Annotated in this window: 19 protein-coding genes and 3 tRNA genes; 21 read left to right on the forward strand and 1 reads right to left on the reverse strand. The window is 37.6% G+C overall.

The window, feature by feature from the left end:
• Positions 1 to 53 precede the first annotated feature (53 nt).
• From BM012_RS19195 to rlmH, 21 genes are all read left to right on the forward strand, one after another.
• The gene (locus BM012_RS19195; protein WP_061804904.1) at positions 54 to 2,057 is read left to right on the forward strand and encodes a molybdopterin-dependent oxidoreductase; all 2,004 of its coding nucleotides are present in this window, start codon (positions 54 to 56) and stop codon (positions 2,055 to 2,057) included.
• 121 nt (positions 2,058 to 2,178) lie between these two features.
• Complete coding sequence (ychF, locus tag BM012_RS19200; protein WP_061804903.1) at positions 2,179 to 3,279, forward strand: redox-regulated ATPase YchF; 1,101 nt, start codon at positions 2,179 to 2,181, stop codon at positions 3,277 to 3,279.
• 242 nt (positions 3,280 to 3,521) lie between these two features.
• Entirely contained in the window at positions 3,522 to 3,809 is a 288-nt protein-coding gene (gene rpsF / locus BM012_RS19205; protein WP_019394675.1) for a 30S ribosomal protein S6, read from the forward strand.
• 33 nt (positions 3,810 to 3,842) lie between these two features.
• On the forward strand, positions 3,843 to 4,334 hold the full coding sequence (gene ssb / locus BM012_RS19210) for a single-stranded DNA-binding protein (protein WP_019394676.1): 492 nt from the start codon (positions 3,843 to 3,845) through the stop codon (positions 4,332 to 4,334).
• Between the two features lie 55 nt (positions 4,335 to 4,389).
• Complete coding sequence (gene rpsR, locus BM012_RS19215) at positions 4,390 to 4,632, forward strand: 30S ribosomal protein S18 (protein ID WP_019394677.1); 243 nt, start codon at positions 4,390 to 4,392, stop codon at positions 4,630 to 4,632.
• Positions 4,633 to 4,798: 166 nt separating this feature from the next.
• The gene (locus BM012_RS19220) at positions 4,799 to 5,734 is read left to right on the forward strand and encodes a YybS family protein (protein WP_061804902.1); all 936 of its coding nucleotides are present in this window, start codon (positions 4,799 to 4,801) and stop codon (positions 5,732 to 5,734) included.
• An 89-nt stretch (positions 5,735 to 5,823) separates the two neighbouring features.
• Positions 5,824 to 7,797, forward strand: a complete 1,974-nt coding sequence (locus tag BM012_RS19225; RefSeq protein WP_061804901.1) for a DHH family phosphoesterase — start codon at positions 5,824 to 5,826, stop codon at positions 7,795 to 7,797.
• Positions 7,794 to 8,240 carry a 50S ribosomal protein L9 gene (gene rplI, locus BM012_RS19230; RefSeq protein ID WP_061804900.1) on the forward strand — a complete coding sequence of 149 codons (447 nt, stop codon included), beginning with the start codon at positions 7,794 to 7,796 and terminating at the stop codon, positions 8,238 to 8,240. The genes BM012_RS19225 and rplI overlap by 4 nt, the downstream gene beginning before the upstream one ends.
• A 95-nt stretch (positions 8,241 to 8,335) precedes the next feature.
• On the forward strand, positions 8,336 to 9,706 hold the full coding sequence (gene dnaB / locus BM012_RS19235; protein WP_061804899.1) for a replicative DNA helicase: 1,371 nt from the start codon (positions 8,336 to 8,338) through the stop codon (positions 9,704 to 9,706).
• 189 nt (positions 9,707 to 9,895) lie between these two features.
• Positions 9,896 to 11,188, forward strand: coding sequence for an adenylosuccinate synthase (locus BM012_RS19240; protein ID WP_061804898.1), 1,293 nt, complete (start codon positions 9,896 to 9,898; stop codon positions 11,186 to 11,188).
• 141 nt (positions 11,189 to 11,329) lie between these two features.
• Positions 11,330 to 11,401 (forward strand) — tRNA-Glu (locus BM012_RS19245).
• 29 nt (positions 11,402 to 11,430) lie between these two features.
• Positions 11,431 to 11,506 (forward strand) — tRNA-Asp (locus BM012_RS19250).
• Position 11,507: 1 nt separating this feature from the next.
• Positions 11,508 to 11,580: transfer RNA gene (locus tag BM012_RS19255), tRNA-Phe, on the forward strand.
• A 408-nt stretch (positions 11,581 to 11,988) separates the two neighbouring features.
• Complete coding sequence (gene yycF / locus BM012_RS19260) at positions 11,989 to 12,690, forward strand: response regulator YycF (RefSeq protein ID WP_019394683.1); 702 nt, start codon at positions 11,989 to 11,991, stop codon at positions 12,688 to 12,690.
• A 5-nt stretch (positions 12,691 to 12,695) separates the two neighbouring features.
• Positions 12,696 to 14,516: a cell wall metabolism sensor histidine kinase WalK gene (walK, locus tag BM012_RS19265; protein WP_061804897.1), complete on the forward strand. Its 1,821-nt coding sequence runs from the start codon at positions 12,696 to 12,698 to the stop codon at positions 14,514 to 14,516.
• Entirely contained in the window at positions 14,513 to 15,868 is a 1,356-nt protein-coding gene (locus tag BM012_RS19270) for a YycH family regulatory protein (protein ID WP_061804896.1), read from the forward strand. Before walK ends, BM012_RS19270 begins: the two co-directional genes overlap by 4 nt.
• Positions 15,855 to 16,619: a two-component system regulatory protein YycI gene (locus BM012_RS19275; protein ID WP_061804895.1), complete on the forward strand. Its 765-nt coding sequence runs from the start codon at positions 15,855 to 15,857 to the stop codon at positions 16,617 to 16,619. The genes BM012_RS19270 and BM012_RS19275 overlap by 14 nt, the downstream gene beginning before the upstream one ends.
• A 37-nt stretch (positions 16,620 to 16,656) precedes the next feature.
• Entirely contained in the window at positions 16,657 to 17,460 is an 804-nt protein-coding gene (locus BM012_RS19280; protein WP_061804894.1) for an MBL fold metallo-hydrolase, read from the forward strand.
• A gap of 85 nt (positions 17,461 to 17,545) precedes the next feature.
• The gene (locus tag BM012_RS19285) at positions 17,546 to 18,724 is read left to right on the forward strand and encodes a S1C family serine protease (RefSeq protein WP_407719647.1); all 1,179 of its coding nucleotides are present in this window, start codon (positions 17,546 to 17,548) and stop codon (positions 18,722 to 18,724) included.
• Positions 18,725 to 18,836: 112 nt separating this feature from the next.
• Positions 18,837 to 18,995 carry a CxxH/CxxC protein gene (locus BM012_RS19290; protein ID WP_064505006.1) on the forward strand — a complete coding sequence of 53 codons (159 nt, stop codon included), beginning with the start codon at positions 18,837 to 18,839 and terminating at the stop codon, positions 18,993 to 18,995.
• Between the two features lie 90 nt (positions 18,996 to 19,085).
• Positions 19,086 to 19,565 (forward strand): 23S rRNA (pseudouridine(1915)-N(3))-methyltransferase RlmH, encoded by a 480-nt coding sequence (gene rlmH, locus BM012_RS19295; RefSeq protein WP_061804892.1) that lies wholly within the window; start codon positions 19,086 to 19,088, stop codon positions 19,563 to 19,565.
• Positions 19,566 to 19,685: 120 nt separating this feature from the next.
• On the opposite strand, the gene BM012_RS19300 is transcribed toward rlmH, so the two are convergent.
• Entirely contained in the window at positions 19,686 to 20,897 is a 1,212-nt protein-coding gene (locus BM012_RS19300) for an L-lactate MFS transporter (RefSeq protein WP_061804891.1), read from the reverse strand.
• Positions 20,898 to 20,996 lie beyond the last annotated feature (99 nt).

Below are 20,996 nucleotides of genomic sequence, written 5' to 3' on the forward strand. Positions count from 1 at the left end.
TTTAAAGCGATGAGGTTGTTTTTTTAGCATTAGACATAAGAAGGAGAGGTAGCATGGGCGAAATCAGACAATCAGCTTGTCCATTGAACTGTTGGGATAGCTGTGGCTTTCATATCGAAGTTGAAGATGGAAAGGTGAGAAAAGTCGACGGAGACCCTACTCACCCGATTACAAAAGGGAAAATTTGCGGACGAGGAAGAGCATTAGAAACGAGAACAAACTCAGCTAAGCGCCTTACAGTTCCTTTGAAAAAAATCAACGGTGCATTTGAGGAAATTTCATGGGAAAAAGCGTTAGAAGAGATTAGCCAAAATTTAATAAATGTAAAGGAAAGATACGGTTCAGAGGCTGTTTTACATAGTCATGACTATGCTAATAATGGTCTTTTGAAAAATTTGGACAAACGTTTTTTTAATGCATTTGGAGGGGTTACAGAGCTTTACGGAAGTATTTGCTGGGGAAGTGGTATTGAAGCACAAGTATGGGACTTCGGTGCTTCACACAGTCATGCTCCGGAAGATATTTTACACAGTAAAAATATTGTGATTTGGGGACGCAACGTAGCTCGTACAAATATGCATCTTTTTAGTTATTTACAAGAAGCAAAGAAAAAAGGAGCAACAATTACGGTTATTGATCCTATTCATAATGCTACAGCAAAACTTGCTCATCACTATGTGTCAGTAAAGCCTGGTATGGATGGATTACTGGCAATTGCAATTATGAAAGAGCTCCTTGAAAAAGATGTGTATGATAAAGAGTTTATAGAAAAATATACGCATGGCTTTCCTGATCTTTGTAAGCTTTTAGATTCTCTGACAATGGAAGAGATTTTAGATAAAACAGAAGTTTCAAGAGACATTATTTCTTTGCTTGCCTCTCTTTATGAAAGTGGTCCAACTTCAACTTATCTTGGACTCGGTATGCAACGTTATCAAAATGGAGGAAATACGATTCGTCTCATTGATGCTCTTGTTGCTCTGAGTGGGAACGTAGGAATCAACGGCGGAGGTTCCCATTTCGGTAATACGCAAGTTGGAGAGAGTTTCAATATAAAAGAGCTTTCAAGACAAGATTTAAAAGAAACAAACCGTAAGTTTTCCATGATGACGCAAGCAAAGGAAATGATGGAGGCAGATGAACCTCCAATCAAAACGGTAATTGTTACTTGTGGAAATCCGCTTACTCAAGTTCCGGACACAAATAGCGTGCATAAAGCTTTCTCTAATGTAGAAACCATGATTGTATTTGAACAATTTATGACAGATACAGCGCTTCTTGCTGATTATATACTGCCTGTTACAACGGTTTTTGAAGAAACAGATATCTATTTTTCTTCTATGTATCATGGATATATGAACTATAGTGAAAAAGTAGTAGAGCCTCCAGGACAAGCAAAGTCCGATTTATGGATTTGGACAGAACTTTCGAAACGGTTAGGGTTTTTCGATCTCTTTAATTATACGGTTGATGAATTTTTAGAAATGGGTCTTTCTTCTTTGACTGAAAAGGGCATAACCCTTGAAAAACTAAAAGAAAAGCATCACATATTGTTACCAATTAAAGCTGTGCCTTGGGAAGATCGGCGTTTTAAGACACCAAGCGGAAAGTATGAATTTACGTCTCTTAAAGCTAGTGAAGCAGGATATAGCGGCCTTCTCTCAGCATCATTACCTGGTGAAGTGAAAAAAGAAAAGGGGAAAGAGAGCTCAAGACATCCTTATACACTTTTATCTATTCATCCTTTAAGATCTAATCACTCTCAGCACTATCATGTCTTAAAAGGAATGGACAAGGCAACAATTGATATATCACCCGATATTGCTCTTGAAAGAGAACTGAAAAACGGAGATCGTATACGTGTGTACAATGATCGAGGTGTGCTAGAGGGAGAAGTGAAAATTTTAAAAGAAGCCCATCCTAGAACAGTTAATATTGATGAAGGAAGATGGAGAACGATGGGAGAAACCGTCAACGTACTTACATCTAGTGCTCTTTCTGATAATGGATTAGGAAGTTCTCTTTACGATTGTGTTGTAAACATAGAGAAGCTCTAGGAAAGAAAGGTTGTATTCTTTTTCAGAAATCTCTATAATTGTGAAAGGTTGAAGTAATAGTGAACACGGGCATGAGACGTGTTAGACAATAGATTGTTCAAAATGAAGAGGAGTGGTTGAAGTGGCTTTAACAGCAGGAATTGTTGGTCTTCCAAACGTAGGGAAATCAACATTATTTAATGCCATCACACAAGCAGGAGCAGAATCAGCAAACTATCCGTTCTGTACAATTGATCCGAACGTAGGAATTGTTGAGGTACCTGATGAGCGATTACAAAAATTAACAGAACTTGTAAAACCAAAAAAGACAGTTCCGACAGCATTTGAATTCACAGATATTGCAGGGATTGTAAAAGGTGCAAGTAAAGGCGAAGGACTTGGAAACAAGTTTCTATCACATATCCGTGAAGTAGATGCTATCTGTCAAGTTGTTCGTTGCTTTGCAGATGATAACATCACACACGTATCAGGCAAAGTCGATCCAATTGCAGATATTGAGACAATCAACTTAGAGCTTATCTTAGCAGATTTAGAAACAGTTGAGAAACGCATTGGTCGCGTTGGTAAAATGGCGAAACAAAAAGATAAAGAAGCAGTATTTGAATATGAGATTCTTGAAAAGTTAAAAGAAGCATTTGAAGCAGAAAAGCCAGCGCGTGCTGTTAGCTTTACTGAAGAACAAGCACGTATTGTAAAAGGTCTTCATCTTCTTACAATTAAACCCACTCTTTATGTAGCAAACGTAGGAGAAGATGAAGTTGCAGATGCTTCTGAAAATGAATATTTAAGACTTGTTCAAGACTATGCTGAAAAAGAAGGCGCAGGCGTAATTGTTGTTTGTGCGAAAATCGAGTCTGAAATTGCTGAACTTGAAGGAGAAGAAAAAGAAATGTTCCTTGAAGAACTAGGCATTAAAGAGTCTGGATTAGACCAGCTTATTCGTGCAACATATGAGTTACTTGGACTAGCAACATACTTTACAGCAGGTGAACAAGAAGTGCGTGCATGGACATTCCGTAATGGTATGAAAGCTCCTGAGTGTGCTGGAATCATCCATACAGACTTTGAGCGTGGCTTTATCCGTGCTGAAACAGTAGCGTATGAGGATCTTCTTGAAGCTAAAACAATGGGTGCAGCTCGTGAAGCTGGAAAAGTGCGTTTAGAAGGAAAAGAGTACATTGTTCAAGATGGCGATGTTATTCACTTCCGCTTCAACGTATAAAAAACCGAGAATCTCTCGGTTTTTTTCTTTATACAAATGGACGAACATACGTTTCTTTGTTATGATAATAAAAAGAAGATAATCAACTTATTAAAGAAACTCAAAAGCTATGTTTAAAATTTATTTTATCAGTCATTGCAACGGATAGTTTCCTATGCTATAATTTTTAGATGTGAGTAATGACTATTGCTCCTTGCTCTATTTTCAAATAGGGCCGTTTAGACCAAGAGGAGGTGACTATAATGAAAAAGTACGAAGTTATGTACATCATTCGTCCAAACATTGATGATGAAGGTAAAAAGGCACTAGTTGAGCGTTTCAACGGTGTTATCACAAGCAATGGTGCTGAAGTTACAGAAGCGAAAGAATGGGGTAAGCGTCGTCTAGCTTACGAAATCAACGACTTCCGTGATGGATACTATATGCTTTTAAAAGTACAAGGTGAAACTCAAGCAGTTAACGAATTCGACCGTCTTGCTAAATATAGCGAAGACATCATTCGTCACATTGTTGTAAGAGAAGAAGCTTAATTATTGAACGAAATTCTGTAAGAGGTGGTTCTCATGATCAATCGCGTTATTCTTGTTGGCCGTTTAACGAAAGACCCTGAATTACGCTATACGCCAAATGGAGTCGCTGTAGCAACTTTTAGTTTGGCAGTTAATCGCACATTTACAAATCAGCAAGGCGACCGTGAAGCTGACTTCATTAATTGCGTCGTTTGGCGTCGTCAAGCTGAGAACGTAGCAAACTTCTTGAAGAAAGGAAGTTTAGCCGGTGTTGATGGCCGAATTCAAACCCGTAGCTATGACAATCAAGAAGGCCGTCGTGTCTATGTCACTGAAGTGGTAGGAGACAACGTTCAATTTCTTGAGCCGAAGAGCGGAAGCGGTGGCGGAAATTCTAATAACAATTTCCAAAGCTCTCCAAATCAAGGTTCTCCATTTGGACAAGATCAGAACCGCAACAATCAAGGATATACACGTGTAGATGATGATCCGTTCTCAAGCAACGGAGATACGATTGACATTTCAGATGATGATCTGCCATTCTAATTCATCACACAATAGATCGAGTTTTAATAATCTCAAATAGAAGGGAGGACTTGACATGGCAGCAGGAGGACGTAAAGGTCGCGGTAAACGTCGTAAAGTGTGTTTCTTCACAGCAAACGGAATCACTCATATCGACTATAAAGATGTAGATCTTCTTAAAAAGTTCGTTTCTGAACGTGGTAAGATCCTACCTCGTCGTGTAACAGGAACTAGTGCAAAATATCAACGTAAGCTTACAAGAGCTATCAAGCGTTCACGTCAAATGGCACTTCTTCCATATGTAGCAGACGAGAAGTAAGTTGTTTAAAAAGAGACAGTAAGTGTAACTTACTGTCTCTTTTTTTATCGTATAAACATATTGTGAACACTTTTTGACATAAAGACGATTTGATGTAAAAGTTTGCGTCGGGTGTCTCATCTAGATAAAATATAAGATAGTGTAGTTTAAAAAGTGAGGTGAAGTTGTGAATAAAGCACGTACATTAACTGAAGGAGCAATGAACTTAGCGATTTTTATTGTTCTGCTTCTCATTACAATTTACGTTCCAGCTCTTGGTGTTTTGGCTGCTTTTACCCTTTCTATCCCTTTTATCATATATACAGTACGTCATGGACTTAAAAACGGGATTTTCATGGTAATTATAGCTATTCCTATAACACTGCTTCTTGGTACATATGTATTATTACCTTTTGCATTTATGTTCGGGATTAGTGGGGTTGTAATGGGACATCTTTTTTCGAAAACGAAATTAGCATATGTGGTTCTCTTAGGAGGAACCGTCTCCTTTGCTTTAACATTGCTTTTACAGGTTGTAGTAGCTAGCGTTTTCCTTAATGTTGATTTACAAGGGGTTTTTCAACAATCTGTAAATGATTCAATACAGAGGTCAGAAGAGATTATGAAATCGGTTGGGCAAGCCCCTGTAGAAGAAGAGATTGAACTCATTCGAGAGAACATGCGGGTGATGACATATCTTATCCCAACATTACTTGTTGGGGCTGGTTTAATATTAGCCTTTGTTACTCAGCTTTTCTCAGTACCCGTGTTGAAACGCTTAGGACATAAACCAGTTTCATTTCCACCATTACGTGATTTACGTTTGCCTAAGTCTCTTCTTTGGTATTATCTTATCACTTTAGTATGCTCCCTTATCCCGCTTGATGAAGGATCCTTTGGGTATATAGCAGTGATTAACTTACTTATGGTACTTCAGTGGCTTATGTTTCTTCAAGGTATATCGTTTCTTTTCTATTACTTTCATAGCAAAGGAAGATCAAAAGCAATCCCTGTTGTTATTACGATGATTGCTTTAGTTATTCCACCTGCTGGAACAGTATTACGTATTGTTGGAATTATAGATTTAGGATTTAACCTCAGAAAGAACAATTCTAAATCTTAACCCAGAATAGAGCATATTCTTTCAAACAGGAAGGCATTTTTGCGTGTATAATAGAATAAATAAGTAGTTTAAATAGGGAGTTGAAATGTATGCCTATCTTTCAAAAAAAGCATATCATTCGTCTTCCTTTTTACCTTTTATATAGTTTTGCTTTGATTATAACAGCAATCATTACGTATGAAAATTGGTATGTAGGGGCTGCGGGATTTGCTGTTCTTCTTGGCATGTTGTATCTCTATATAAAAATGGAACGAATGATCATGACAGAGTTAGAAGCCTACATTTCCACACTTTCGCATCGTGTGAAGAAAGTAGGAACAGAAGCTTTAATGGAAATGCCTATTGGGATTATGCTTTTCAATGATGATTATCAAATTGAGTGGACTAATTCTTTTCTAGCTTCATGTTTTGCTGAAGAAACGTTAGTAGGGAGATCGCTTTATGATGTAGCAGACAGCATTGTGCCGCTGATTAAACAAGAAGTAGAATCTGAAGTTGTTACTGTTTATGATCGCCGGTATAAAGTTATCATTAAAAGAGATGAACGTTTAGTTTATTTCTTTGATGTAACAGAACAGGCTACGATTGAGAAGTTATATGAAGAAGAAAAAACAGTTTTTGGCATCATTTTTCTTGATAACTATGATGACTTGACTCAAAGTATGGATGATCAAGTGAAAAGTAATTTAAATAATCAGGTAACATCAATCATTAATCGGTGGGCAAATGAACAAGGCATTCTTATCAAGAGAACCTCTTCTGAGCGCTTTGCTGCCATTTTGAATGAACGTATTCTCTCTCAATTAGAACGAGACAAATTCTCTATTCTAGACCATGTAAGGGAAGAAACTTCTAAGCAAAACATTTCTTTAACTTTAAGTATTGGACTTGGGATTGGCTCTTCATCATTGCCGGAGTTAGGAACACTTGCTCAGTCGAGCCTTGACTTAGCGTTAGGGCGTGGTGGTGACCAAGTAGCAATTAAGCTTCCAAGTGGAAAAGTAAAATTCTACGGTGGGAAAACAAACCCTATGGAGAAGCGAACTCGAGTAAGAGCACGTGTTATCTCCCATGCGTTAAAAGAGCTTATCACAGAGAGTGAAAATGTGATTATTATGGGGCACAAGTATCCAGATATGGATGCCATTGGAGCTGCTATTGGAATCCTAAAGGTAGCAGCTGTGAACAATAAAAAAGGCTATATTGTGCTTGATCAAGAAAGAACAGACTCTAGTGTACAAAAACTATTAAGCGAGATTAAAAAAGACGAGAATTTGTGGCCGCATTTTGTTTCACCAGAAGAGGCTCTTAATATGGCTCAGGATCAATCGCTCCTTGTTGTGGTAGATACCCACAAGCCATCTCTTGTTATCGAAGAACGTTTGCTTAATAAAATAGATAGCGTTGTCGTTATCGACCACCATCGAAGAGGAGAAGACTTCGTTAAAAACCCGCTTCTTGTATATATGGAACCATATGCTTCTTCAACAGCTGAACTTGTAACAGAGCTGTTAGAATATCAACCAAAGCGTTTTAGTATTAATATGCTTGAAGCTACAGCATTGCTTGCAGGGATTATTGTAGATACGAAAAGCTTTACGCTTCGCACAGGATCTCGAACATTTGATGCAGCCTCTTTCTTACGTTCACAAGGTGCAGATACTGTACTTGTGCAGAAGTTTTTAAAGGAAGATATGGATCACTATATTAGGCGGGCAAAAATTATCGAAAAAGCTTGTATATATAAAGCAGGGATTGCTATCTCAAAAGCCCCAGAGAACGTTGCTTTTAGTCCGGTTCTTATTGCTCAAGCAGCAGATACATTACTTTCAATTGACGGTGTTGTCGCCTCTTTTGTTATTGCTAAGCGTGAAGATGACCAAGTTGGAATTAGTGCTCGTTCATTAGGAAATGTGAACGTTCAAGTCATTATGGAAAGTCTACAAGGAGGCGGGCATTTGACAAATGCCGCTACACAGTTGCAAAATATCAATATCGATGAAGCTGAAAATAGATTAAAAGAAGTCATTGATGAGTACTTGGAAGGAGGAACACAATCATGAAAGTAATCTTTTTAAAAGATGTAAAAGGTAAAGGTAAAAAAGGAGAAACAAAAAACGTAGCTGATGGCTATGCACATAACTTTCTATTAAAACAAGGTTTAGCTGTTGAAGCAACAAATAGCAACGTTAAACAAATGGATGCTCAAAAGAAAAAACAAAAAGAGCTTGAAGCAGAGGAGCTAAAAGAAAGCCAAGACCTTAAAAAGACACTTGAGGCTTTAACAGTTGAGCTAACAGCTAAATCTGGGGAAGGTGGCCGTTTATTTGGATCTGTTACAAGTAAACAGATTGCTGAGGAATTAAAGAAAAAGCATAATATCAAAGTAGACAAGCGCAAAATTGAACTTGATGATGCTATTCGTGCTTTAGGCTATACAAACGTTCCTGTTAAGCTTCACCCTGAAGTGACAGCAACGGTAAAAGTACATGTTACAGAAGCTTAATGACAACTATAAAGATGAAGATAATAGACAGCATGAAGGCTGTCTATTATCATTCATAGAGAATAAAAATAATGGAAATGAAGGGGCAAATAACTATGAGTGATATGTTTGCAGATCGTATTCCGCCCCAGAATATTGAAGCAGAACAAGCAGTGCTTGGGGCAATCTTTTTAGAGCCATCTGCATTAACAATGGCTTCTGAGATTTTGATTCCAGAAGATTTTTATAGAGCTGCACATCAGCGCATTTTCAACTGCATGCTTACACTAGCAGATCAAGGGGAACCTGTTGACCTTGTCACTGTAACGTCTGAGCTTGCTGATCAAAAGACGCTTGAAGAAGTAGGAGGCGTATCCTACTTAAGTGATGTAGCGGAATCAGTACCAACAGCAGCAAATATTGAATACTATGCCAAAATAGTAGAAGAAAAATCCATTTTGCGTCGTCTTATTCGTACTTCAACAACAATTGCCTCTGATAGTTATACAAGAGAGGATGATGTTGAGGCGCTTTTACATGATGCTGAAAAAAGTATCTTAGAAGTAGCTCAGCGTAAAAATACAGGAGCTTTTCAAAGCATTGGTGATGTTTTAGTTGAAACATATGACAATATTGAAGAGCTTCAAAATCGAAAGGGAGATATTACAGGTATCCCGACAGGTTTTACTGAGCTAGACCGAATGACCGCAGGATTTCAGCGAAATGATCTCATTATCGTTGCCGCTCGTCCTTCTGTAGGGAAAACTGCTTTTGCCTTAAATATTGCACAAAACGTAGCTACCCGAACAGATGAGAATGTGGCTATTTTCAGTCTTGAGATGGGTGCTCAGCAGCTCGTTATGCGTATGCTATGTGCAGAAGGAAACATTGATGCTCAAAATATGAGAACTGGGGATCTCACTCAAGAGGACTGGAGCAAATTGACGATGGCAATGGGTTCTCTTTCAAATGCAGGGATTTATATTGATGATACTCCTGGGATACGTGTAGGAGATATTAGAGCAAAATGTCGACGTTTAAAACAAGAGAATGGCCTTGGAATGATTTTAATTGACTATTTACAGCTTATCCAAGGTAGTGGACGACATAAAGGTGAAAACCGCCAGCAGGAAGTTTCCGAAATTTCACGTGCCTTAAAAGGGTTAGCACGTGAGTTAGAAGTCCCTGTAATTGCGCTCTCACAGCTTTCTCGTGGAGTTGAACAAAGACAAGATAAGCGTCCAATGATGTCTGATATTCGTGAATCGGGAAGTATTGAGCAGGATGCTGATATTGTGGCTTTCTTATATCGTGATGATTATTATGATAAAGAAACAGAAAATCAAAACATTATTGAGATTATTATCGCAAAGCAGCGTAATGGTCCTGTTGGAACTGTTCAGCTTGCTTTCGTAAAAGAATATAATAAATTCGTAAACCTTGAGCGGCGTTTTGATGATGCAAGTGCACCTCCGCCAGCTTCGTAGAAACCTCTTCATAATTGATGAAGAGGTTTTTTACTTTTGTAGAATAAAGAAAACGCTTTTTAGGCGAACATATTTGAAAAAGAAATATTAATTGTTCGTGTTTTGTTGACTTGCAAATCTTAAATTGGTACACTTAGAACGTTCAATAAGGAAATAGACTTCTAATTGTAAAGGCGGAGGTGCGATCATATGTCTTCTGTAGTAGTTGTTGGTACACAGTGGGGAGACGAAGGAAAAGGTAAAATTACTGACTTCCTTTCAGAAAATGCTGAGGTAATTGCTCGTTATCAAGGTGGAAATAATGCAGGGCATACAATTAAATTCAATGGTGAAACATATAAACTACATTTAATTCCTTCAGGAATTTTTTATAGTGATAAGATTTGTGTTATTGGCAATGGAATGGTTGTAGATCCAAAAGCACTTATCACAGAACTTAAGTATTTACACGATCGTAATGTAACAACAGACAATTTACGTATTAGTAACCGTGCGCACGTTATTCTTCCATATCACATCAAATTAGATGAAGTAGAAGAAGAGCGTAAAGGAGCAAACAAGATCGGAACAACGAAAAAAGGGATCGGTCCAGCATACATGGACAAAGCTGCCCGAGTTGGAATCCGAATTGCAGATCTTTTAGATCGTGAATCATTCGAAGAAAAATTAAAACAGAATCTAAAAGAGAAAAACCGTCTTCTTGAAAGAATGTACGAAGTAGAAGGCTTCAAGATTGAAGATATTCTAGATGAGTATTATGAATATGGTCAGCAGTTTGCAAAATATGTTTGTGATACATCTGTTGTTTTAAATGATTCTCTTGATGAAGGTCGTCGTGTTCTATTTGAAGGAGCACAAGGCGTTATGCTAGACATTGACCAAGGAACATATCCATTTGTTACATCTTCAAATCCTGTAGCAGGTGGCGTAACAATTGGTTCTGGTGTTGGTCCAAGTAAAATCAAGCACGTTGTTGGAGTAGCAAAAGCTTATACAACACGTGTTGGTGACGGTCCTTTCCCAACAGAGTTAGATAATGAAATTGGTCAACAAATTCGTGAAGTTGGACGTGAATATGGTACAACAACAGGTCGTCCACGCCGCGTTGGTTGGTTTGATAGCGTTGTTGTTCGTCATGCTCGTCGTGTTAGCGGCATTACAGACCTATCTCTTAACTCTATTGATGTGTTAACAGGCCTTGAAACAGTGAAAATCTGTGTTGCATATCGCTATAAAGGGGAAGTTATCGAAGAATTCCCAGCAAGCTTAAAAGCATTAGCAGAATGTGAACCTGTTTATGAAGAAATGCCTGGCTGGACTGAAGATATCACGGGTGTGAAATCTTTAAGTGAGCTCCCTGAAAATGCTCGTCATTATATTGAACGTGTGTCACAACTTACAGGAATTCCGCTATCAGTCTTTTCAGTCGGTCCTGATCGTACACAAACAAACGTTATTCGCAGCGTATATGGTCCAAGATAAAGGGAAAAGCCTGCAAATTGCAGGCTTTTTTTCTTTTTTTAAAAATTTTTTCAAAAAAAGTGAATAAATTTCTAAAATACTATTGCTTTATGTTTAAAGTGATGATAATATAATCAATGTCGCTAAGATATTAATCAATGTGGCCCGTTGGTCAAGCGGTTAAGACACCGCCCTTTCACGGCGGTAACACGGGTTCGAATCCCGTACGGGTCATCTTTATAATACATACTTTAACACGGTTTGGTCCCGTGGTGTAGCGGTTAACATGCCTGCCTGTCACGCAGGAGATCGCGGGTTCGATTCCCGTCGGGACCGCCATGGCTCAGTAGCTCAGTTGGTAGAGCAATGGACTGAAAATCCATGTGTCGGCGGTTCGATTCCGTCCTGAGCCACTTCTAAAACACGACAAATATTGTCGTGTTTTTTGTATGGAAAAAAGACTTTTCACATATGACAAAAGTAATACAAATGAATTACAAATTTTCCTTTATCAGTGATATCTTTTTTAAGGTATGATACATTAATAAAGTTGGAAAAAATGCCTTTTTTATATTTTAAGCAACTAAATTTCTTTTTTTAGAAGGAAAAAGGTGTTAAAAGCATCCAATATTGACTCTTCATGATATATACAATAGAGATAAATATAGAAAAATAAAAGCCTCTAGCTCTGTCTAGAGGCTTTCCTGTAGTGGAAATGAGCAATATAGACCAAACTATATTAGAATGTTAAAGTGTGTATGCAGTATAATAAAGGTACGATGTATTCGTATGATTTTATGCAATTAAAGGAGCCGGATAAAATGGATAAACGTATTCTAGTCGTTGATGACGAGAAACCAATTGCGGATATTTTAAAATTTAACCTACAAAAAGAAGGATATGAAGTTCACTGCGCTTACGATGGAGTAGAAGCATTAGAAAAAGTAGAAGAAGTGCAGCCAGAGCTTGTTTTATTAGATATTATGCTTCCTCAAAAAGATGGGATGGAAGTCTGCCGAGAAATTCGCAAAAAATATGAAATGCCTATTATTATGCTAACAGCTAAAGATTCAGAAATCGATAAAGTATTAGGACTTGAGCTAGGAGCAGATGACTATGTCACAAAACCATTTAGCACAAGGGAATTAATTGCTCGGGTAAAAGCAAATCTGCGTCGTCATCAAGCAGTAGCTTCTGAAGCAGGACAACAAAATGAAATTCAGATTGGCTCTTTAGTGATCCACCCTGATGCGTATATTGTATCTAAACGTGGAGAGCTTATTGAACTAACTCATCGGGAGTTTGAGCTCTTACATTACTTAGCTAAACATATTGGACAAGTTATGACACGGGAACATTTATTGCAAACAGTATGGGGTTATGACTATTTTGGAGACGTACGTACTGTTGACGTAACAGTTCGCCGTTTACGTGAAAAAATTGAAGACAACCCAAGTCATCCAACTTGGATTGTAACACGAAGAGGTGTGGGGTACTATCTCCGTAATCCAGAGCAGGAGTAGTAGAAATGAAAAAGGTTAGATTTTTTCAATCAATTCATTTTAAGTTTGTGTTAATTTATATTTTACTTATTTTAATCGCTACCCAAATTATTGGAGCCTATTTTGTTCAAAAGCAGGAAGAGAACAATATTACAAACTTTAGAAATTCCATTAATGAGCGAGTAGATGTTTTAGCTTATAGTGTGGAAAAAGAAATGGCAGAGAAAAGGAGTGAAGGTGATCCAACTTTAGAAGAGGAGATTGCTAAACTTCTGAATGATTTTAAATCTGAGGATATTAGTGAGATTAGCGTTGTTGATAAAAATCATCAAGTTCTTGCCGTTTCAAACTATGATGCTAAAAGTACTGTTGGTAAGAAATCTATTACGGATCCTGTGAACAAAGCGTTATCAGGCGGTACTTATAATAATATGATGGTGAATAAAAAAGGCGAGAGAATGAGAGTTGTAGCTGTTCCAGTCAATTCTAGTGAAGGTACAATTGGAGCTATCTATCTTGAAGCTTCAATGGAATCTCTTTACGAGCAAATGAAACAAGTGAACGCTATTTTTGCAAAAGGAACGCTTCTTTCTCTTTTACTCACAGCTATTTTAGGAATTCTTTTAGCTCGTACCATTACACGGCCAATGTCTGACATGCGTCGCCAAGCACTTGAAATGGCGAAAGGAAATTTCTCTCGTAAAGTAAAAGTATATGGCTATGATGAAATTGGGCAGCTTGCCATTACATTTAACAATTTAACGAGAAAACTCCAGGAAGCGCAGGCGACAACAGAAGGGGAGCGTCGAAAGCTTGCCTCTGTGCTTACGAATATGACAGATGGAGTCATTGCAACAGACCGAAAAGGTCGCGTTATTTTAATTAACGAGCCTGCTGGACAAATGCTAGATGTTTCACGTGAAACTGTTCTTTCAGAATCTATTTTGAGGCTGTTAAACATTGAAAAAGAATACACGTTCGATACGTTATTGGAAGAGCAAAATTCACTTATTCTAGAATTTGATAAATATGATGAGCCATATATTCTAAGAGCTACTGTATCTCCTATTCAGAAGGAAACAGGGTTTATTAATGGTATTATCGTTGTACTTCATGATATTACAGAGCAAGAGAAAATTGATCGTGAACGTCGTGAATTTGTTGCGAACGTTTCACATGAGCTACGCACACCGCTGACAACGATGCGCAGCTATTTAGAAGCTCTTGCAGAAGGAGCATGGCAAGATAAAGAGATTGCACCGCGCTTTCTAGACGTTACGCAAACAGAAACAGAGCGAATGATTCGACTTGTTAATGATTTGCTTCAGCTATCAAGAATGGACAGTAGAGATTATCATTTAACAAAATCACAAGTGGACTTTATTGATTTTTACAACCATATTATTGATCGCTTTGATATGAGCAAAAGTCAAAATATCGAGTTTGTTCGCAAACTTCCAGAAGGACCAATCTCAATTCAATTTGATCAAGATAAGATTACACAAGTATTAGATAATATTATTTCAAATGCAATTAAATATTCCCCTGAAGGCGGAAAAGTGACGTTCTCTGTTCAGCCTCAAGAGTTTTTCATTCTTGTTAGTGTGAAGGATGAAGGGATGGGAATTCCTCGTGAAAAAGTGAAAAAAATCTTTGAACGCTTTTATCGAGTAGATAAAGCGAGAACAAGACAACTTGGGGGAACAGGTCTTGGCTTAGCCATTGCCCGGGAAATGATTGAAGCTCATAAAGGTGAAATTTGGGCTGAAAGTAAAGAAGGAAAAGGAACAACCATTCACTTTACGCTTCCTTTACAAGTAGAACAAGACGAGGATGAATGGATATGAGATATGAAAATATCAAAACCGTAGTACTGTCATGTTTAATTTTGATTAGCCTTATATTAACGTGGACATTGTGGACCTACACACCTACATACGATAAGATGGAAAACAATCCATCTTATGTAGATGATGTGAAAATCGGCAAAACTAAGATGTTAGAAGATCATATTCAGCCATCCTTAATTTTAGCTCATTTTGCTTCCACTCATAAAGGACTTCTCAATAAAGATATGGATACATGGACGAATGAGATGAAGAAGTGGTCTATTTCTGATGTAGTGCGTATTTCGAATACTTCTTTTGAGCGTCCAGAAGATTTCTATGATTTTGTACATGGAAATCAGACAATGGAAATCCTCTATCCAACAGAGATGTCATTATCAACTTTCCAAAGTATGTATGAAGTAAAAGGGACAATGCCCTCTGGGACATTTGATCGAATCATTCTTAAGCCAGGTCAAGCGGATAATGTCTCACAGTCTGTTCGTATCTATTTTGTTAATTACGAAACAGAAGAGATTTACGAGGCAAATATAAAAGGGTTTAATGAAGCTGCATGGGAGAAACATTATAAAGACATACAAAGCAATGGACAGGATTATATAGCATTTAAAAGAGAAGATAAATCAGTTCTTTTCTTACCAGAGCAACCAACACCACTTCAACAAAAAAGTTATAAACAAGAAATGATTTCATCCGATAAGTTTCGCAATGCATTGTTTGATAATATGAAAATCGTTGAAGAAAATGAGCTCTCAGGTCAAACCGTTTATAATGATTCAAAACGAATGTTGGAATTGTCCAAGACAAAACCATTGATGGCATACACAAACTACGAAGATGCAACCCAAAGTGACCAAAGTGTTGCTACAGATAAAGAGGGAGCGATAAAAAGATCATTTGACTTTGTGAATGCTCATGCAGGTTGGACAGATCCATATTATTTAACAGAATGGAATAGTGATGCTTCATATCAGAGCGTAACGTTCCAGCTTCATGAAGATTATTACCCTGTTTTTAATGATGATGATTTGTCGAAGGTTACGTTAAAATCTTCAGGACAAAATATCTCCGAATATAAACGTCCAACATTTCAATTAGGAAAACTTTCAGATGAGTATGGGAAGAAAATTAAATTACCATCTGGTAAGGCCGTTATAAAAGAAATTGAAGGAAAAGAAAACTTTGATGACAGCAAATTAAAAAATATTATAGTAGGCTATGAGCTGCAAACAGAGAAAGACTTTACAAATGTAATTACGCTCAAGCCATATTGGTTTTATAAGTATGATGGAATATGGTACAAAATTGTAGATAAAGCAGAGCAAGGAGGAGATAAGGATGGATTGGAATAAGACGAAAACGATTTTTATCGTTATCTTCTTTATCCTGGACCTTTTTCTTGCTCGCCAATTTATGGTTAAAAGGGAAGCTAACCAGCTTGAGATGATTTCAGAACGAACAGGTGAAGAATTATTACAAGAAGCTAATATTACGTTTAAAGAGTCTCCAAGCAGCAATCAGAAGGCAGGGTATATTAAAGCCTATGTTCACACATTTACGGAGAAAGAAACGAGTAGTTTGAAAGACCAAAAGATTGAGGTTCAGGAAGATGGAAAAGAAATTCATGGAGAGTTCACAAAGCCAACCTCTTTACCTACCTCTGACGAAAAGAACAAATTAGAAGACTTCGTAAAAAAGAACATGATAAATGGCGATCAGTATAAGCTAGTACAGGTTGATAAAGAAGGTGGACAAATTACGTTTGCCCAGTTGTATAGCCAAAAGCCTGTTTATGATAACACTAAAACCTTTATTACCATTCAACTTAATGAAAAGAATGAAATGGTATCTTACAAACAAAGGATGCTAGAGCAGTTTGAACAGAGAACAGAAGCTGAGACTGTGAAAACTCCAGTGAATGCTGTTACTGAACTGTATGATAGTAATAAAGTTAATCAAGGTAGTAAAGTTAGCATGGATTTAGGTTATTACGCGTATTTCCCACCTGCAACTGATTCACAAATCTTAGCCCCAACATGGCGAGTGACTGTGGATAAGGATAAAGGTGAGATTGAAGTGTACTATGTTACAGCACTTGATTAGAGAAAGACGTAATGGTTAAAAAAACGGAGTGAGAACGGTGAGTTTACAATTTAGTGTGCTAGCAAGTGGGAGTACAGGAAATGCTCTTTTTGTTGGCAATGGAAAAGAATCACTACTAGTTGACGCAGGACTTAGTGGCAAAAAGATGGAACAACTTTTTAAAGAGGTTGATCAATCAATTGAGAACTTATCAGGCATTTTAGTGACCCATGAGCATAGTGACCATATTAAAGGTCTTGGTGTGCTCGCAAGAAAATATAAACTGCCTCTTTATGCAAATGAAAAAACGTGGAAGGCAATGGAGCCTTTAATTGGGACAGTTCCAACAGAGCAAAAGTTTTCATTTGAAATTGGAGATGTAAAAAGCTTTGGAGGAATTGAAGTGGAATCATTTGGGGTTTCTCATGATGCCGCAGAGCCAATGTTTTACACGTTTCATAGTGAAGGAAAAAAGCTCACTCTTTTAACAGATACCGGATATGTTAGCGATAGAATGAAAGGCATTGTTAGAAATAGCGATGCCTTTATTTTTGAGAGCAATCATGATGTTGAGATGCTTCGCATGGGACATTATCCGTGGAATATTAAGAGACGTATTTTGAGCGACCTTGGTCATGTATCAAATGAAGATGCAGCTATTGCTTTGTCAGAAGTGATTGGAGATCATACAAAATATATTTACTTAGCACATTTAAGCCAAGATAACAATATGAAAGAACTTGCTAGAATGACAGCCGAGCAAACATTAAAAGAAAAAGACCACGGAGTTGGTGTTCAGTTCAATATCCATGATACTGATCCCAAAAAGCCAACGCCTCTTATTGACCTTTCACACACGTAAATCCCTCCAAATGAAGGATAGAAAAACTTCAAACATCCATACTATAAAAGCATATGTCTAATGTGAGAAAGGATGAATGTTTGAAGTGGGGCTTTATGATGAACGGAAAGGAAGAAAGAGAACTATATTTTTTACAGGTCTTATTGGTGCAATTATTGGTGCTATTCTTATCCTGCTTGCTCTTCCTGCCTTAGAGAGAAATGGCATTTTATCAAGCCGCACAGAGAGCAGTAATGAAGAGGGAAACAATATTGCAGAAGAGCGATCTGTTTCGATTGATGTGACAACAGACATTACTAAAGCTGTTGATAAAGTATCTGATGCTGTTGTTGGGGTTGTGAATATCCAAAAGAGCGGTTTCTGGGAAGATGAGAGTGAATCATCTGAAGCTGGAACAGGTTCAGGAGTTCTTTATAAAAAGAGTGGAAATAAAGCATATCTTGTCACCAATTATCATGTTATTGAAGGTGCAAATGAGATTGAAGTAAGTTTAAAAGATGGATCACGTATTGCTGGAAAAGTACGCGGTGGAGATGATTTAACAGATTTAGCGGTCATTGAGATTGATGGTAAGAATATTAAAACACTCGCTGAATTTGGAGACTCAGACCGTATTAAAGCAGGAGAACCTGCAATTGCAATTGGTAATCCTCTCGGTCTTCAGTTTGCAGGGTCTGTCACACAAGGAATTATCTCAGGTACAAACCGATTAATTCCTCAAGACTTAAACAATGACGGAAACCCAGACTGGCAAGCAGAGGTTATTCAAACAGATGCAGCAATTAACCCTGGAAATAGCGGTGGAGCTCTCATTAATGTGGCAGGAAAAGTTATTGGTATCAACTCTATGAAAATTGCTGAAGATGCTGTTGAAGGAATTGGGTTATCAATCCCGATTAATACAGCACGACCGTTTATTGAAGATCTTGAAAAAGATGGAGAAGTCCACAGACCGTATATTGGCATAAGTACTCTTTCACTATCGCAAATTTCAGGTTATCATCTACAAGAAACGCTAAAGTTGCCAAAAGGAATTGTTGAGGGAGTAGCAGTTCTCCGTGTTTCTCGTCTTTCACCAGCAGCTAAAGCTGGAATGAAAGAATATGATGTGATTGTTGAAATGGAAGGAAAACGCGTACGAAACATCATTGACCTCCGGAAATACTTGTATCAAAAAGGAGTCAATGATACATTAGACATTACGTTTTATCGCAATGGAAAAAAGAAAAACGAAACGTTAAAACTTGTGGAAGAACCAAAGTAAAACAGGAGAAAATCTTTCTCCTGTTTTTACGTTAATAACTTGTGGATAACTCCAGAATTTTCTGTTTATTATTTTGTCCACAGAAAGAAGAAAACGGAAAGGAGAAGAAAATATGAAAGTGAATTGCTGCCTTGAGCACGTTGAGCTGGCGCTTGATATTGTTGTTGATGAAACAGAAGAAGCACCAATTATGAAAGAGCTAGATGAAGAACTGTGTATAACTTGTGAATATTGCGAAAATAATGCTACATATATAGTGGGGAACGAGTGATCCTATACCATATATGCCACTCTTTGTGGATATGTGGATAATTTCTGTGTATAACTTGTTTGTAAACTATTTACAGAGAGGAGATAACCTGTGAATATCTCGATTATTACAGTTGGGAAATTAAAAGAAAAATACTTAAAACAAGGTATTAATGAATACTTAAAACGCTTATCAGCTTATGCAAAGGTAGAAGTAGTTGAACTTCCAGATGAGAAAGCACCTGAAAACCTTAGTGAAGTTGAAATGGAGCAAGTGAAAGGAAAAGAAGGAGAGCGCATCCTTGCTAAAATTCCACAAGATACACATGTCATTGCTCTTGCCATTGAAGGGAAAATGAAATCATCTGAACAGCTTGCAGATGATTTAGATAAGCTTGCTACATATGGAAAAAGTAAAATTGCTTTTGTTATTGGTGGATCACTAGGATTAAGCAGTGATGTGATGAAAAGAGCTAATGATACATTGTCATTTTCAAAAATGACTTTTCCACATCAGTTGATGAGATTGATTTTAGTGGAACAGATTTATCGCGGATTTCGAATTAATCGAGGAGAACCGTACCATAAGTAAATGAGGGTTTTGTGAATAAAAAGGTACCTCTATTTTAGAGGTACCTTTTAGCACATTATCATTCTAATAGAGTGAACTATGAAGGACATTTTACAGGGATTAACCAATCTTTGTAGCCTTTTATGCGGCGTGAGTTTTTTCTTTTTTCAAAACATCTCCTTGACCAGGTGCCTTTATAAACAGCGCAATGACTACTGAGATTATACTCAACACTGCAATAAACGTGAAGGTAGAAACAAAGCTACCAAGCGCTGCGGCAATAAATGATCCGGACAATGCACCAATCCCAAACCCTTGATAAATGATCCCATAGTTTTTACTTTGGTTTTTTAAGCCAAAGAAATCGGCAACAATTGCGGGGAAGATGGTTATATTTCCACCAAAACAGAAAGCAATTCCTGCAACACACGCAAAGAACAATCCATAATTTAGTTCTAGAAAACTTAAAGCAGATACAGCTACTGCAGTCACCAACAAAGCGCCTGCTACTACTTTTAAACGGCCAACTTTATCTGATAATGCTCCAAGGATAATACGGCCAATTGTATTGAAGATCGCTACCAATGCTACAGCATTGGCTGCTGTTGCCACATCCAAACCAGCTAAACTTACACCGATATCTTTTACAACTCCGATTAGATATAAACCACTCATACATGCAGTGAAAAACATAATAAACAATAAGTAAGCTTCTTTTGTTTTAAGCATTTCTTTAACTGTGTAGTCTTTAGCCTGTACCCCATTAACAGACTGGGACTGGCTTGTTACCTGTGCCTCGCGAACTAAGAATGAACCGCCTATAACCATAATCATCACGATTATGCCCCAGTATAAAAATGTATAAGATACGCCAACGTTTTGAATTAGTGACCCATTAATGTATTTAAATAGCAAACTGCCTGTGCCATAAGCACCAACAGAAATTCCAGAAATAAGCCCTTTTCTCTCCGGAAACCACTTAATAAGGTTTGACAATGATGTGATATAAGCAGTACCATCGGCAAATCCTACTACAACACCTGCCAAGATGTAAAGCATCCATAATGATGAGACTTGTGAGCTAATGATTAAACCTGCACCCAAGACAATGCCTGCAGTTGCTATTAAGCGGCGAATCCCCCAGCGATCCTGGAGTTTGCCGGCAAACAGGGTTGAAAAAGCTAAAGCAAAGCTTGTAATTGAAAAAGTAATGGCTACCGAGTTCAATTGCCAGCCAAAGCGATCAACCAATGGTTGGTTAAATAAGCTCCATGTATAAATAGTTCCCAATCCCATTTGAACAATAATGGTTCCCAGAACAATCAGCCAGCGATTACTTGTTTGTGGTTTCATGTTGATCTTCCCTTCAACTTACGAAACCAATGCTGGTTTCTTAGTAGAATGCGTTTACAAGAAGATCATACCACTAAAAAAAATTATGAAACCGTATTC

The sequence above is a fragment of the Priestia endophytica DSM 13796 genome (assembly GCF_900115845.1).
Taxonomy (GTDB): Bacteria; Bacillota; Bacilli; order Bacillales; family Bacillaceae_H; genus Bacillus_I; species Bacillus_I endophytica.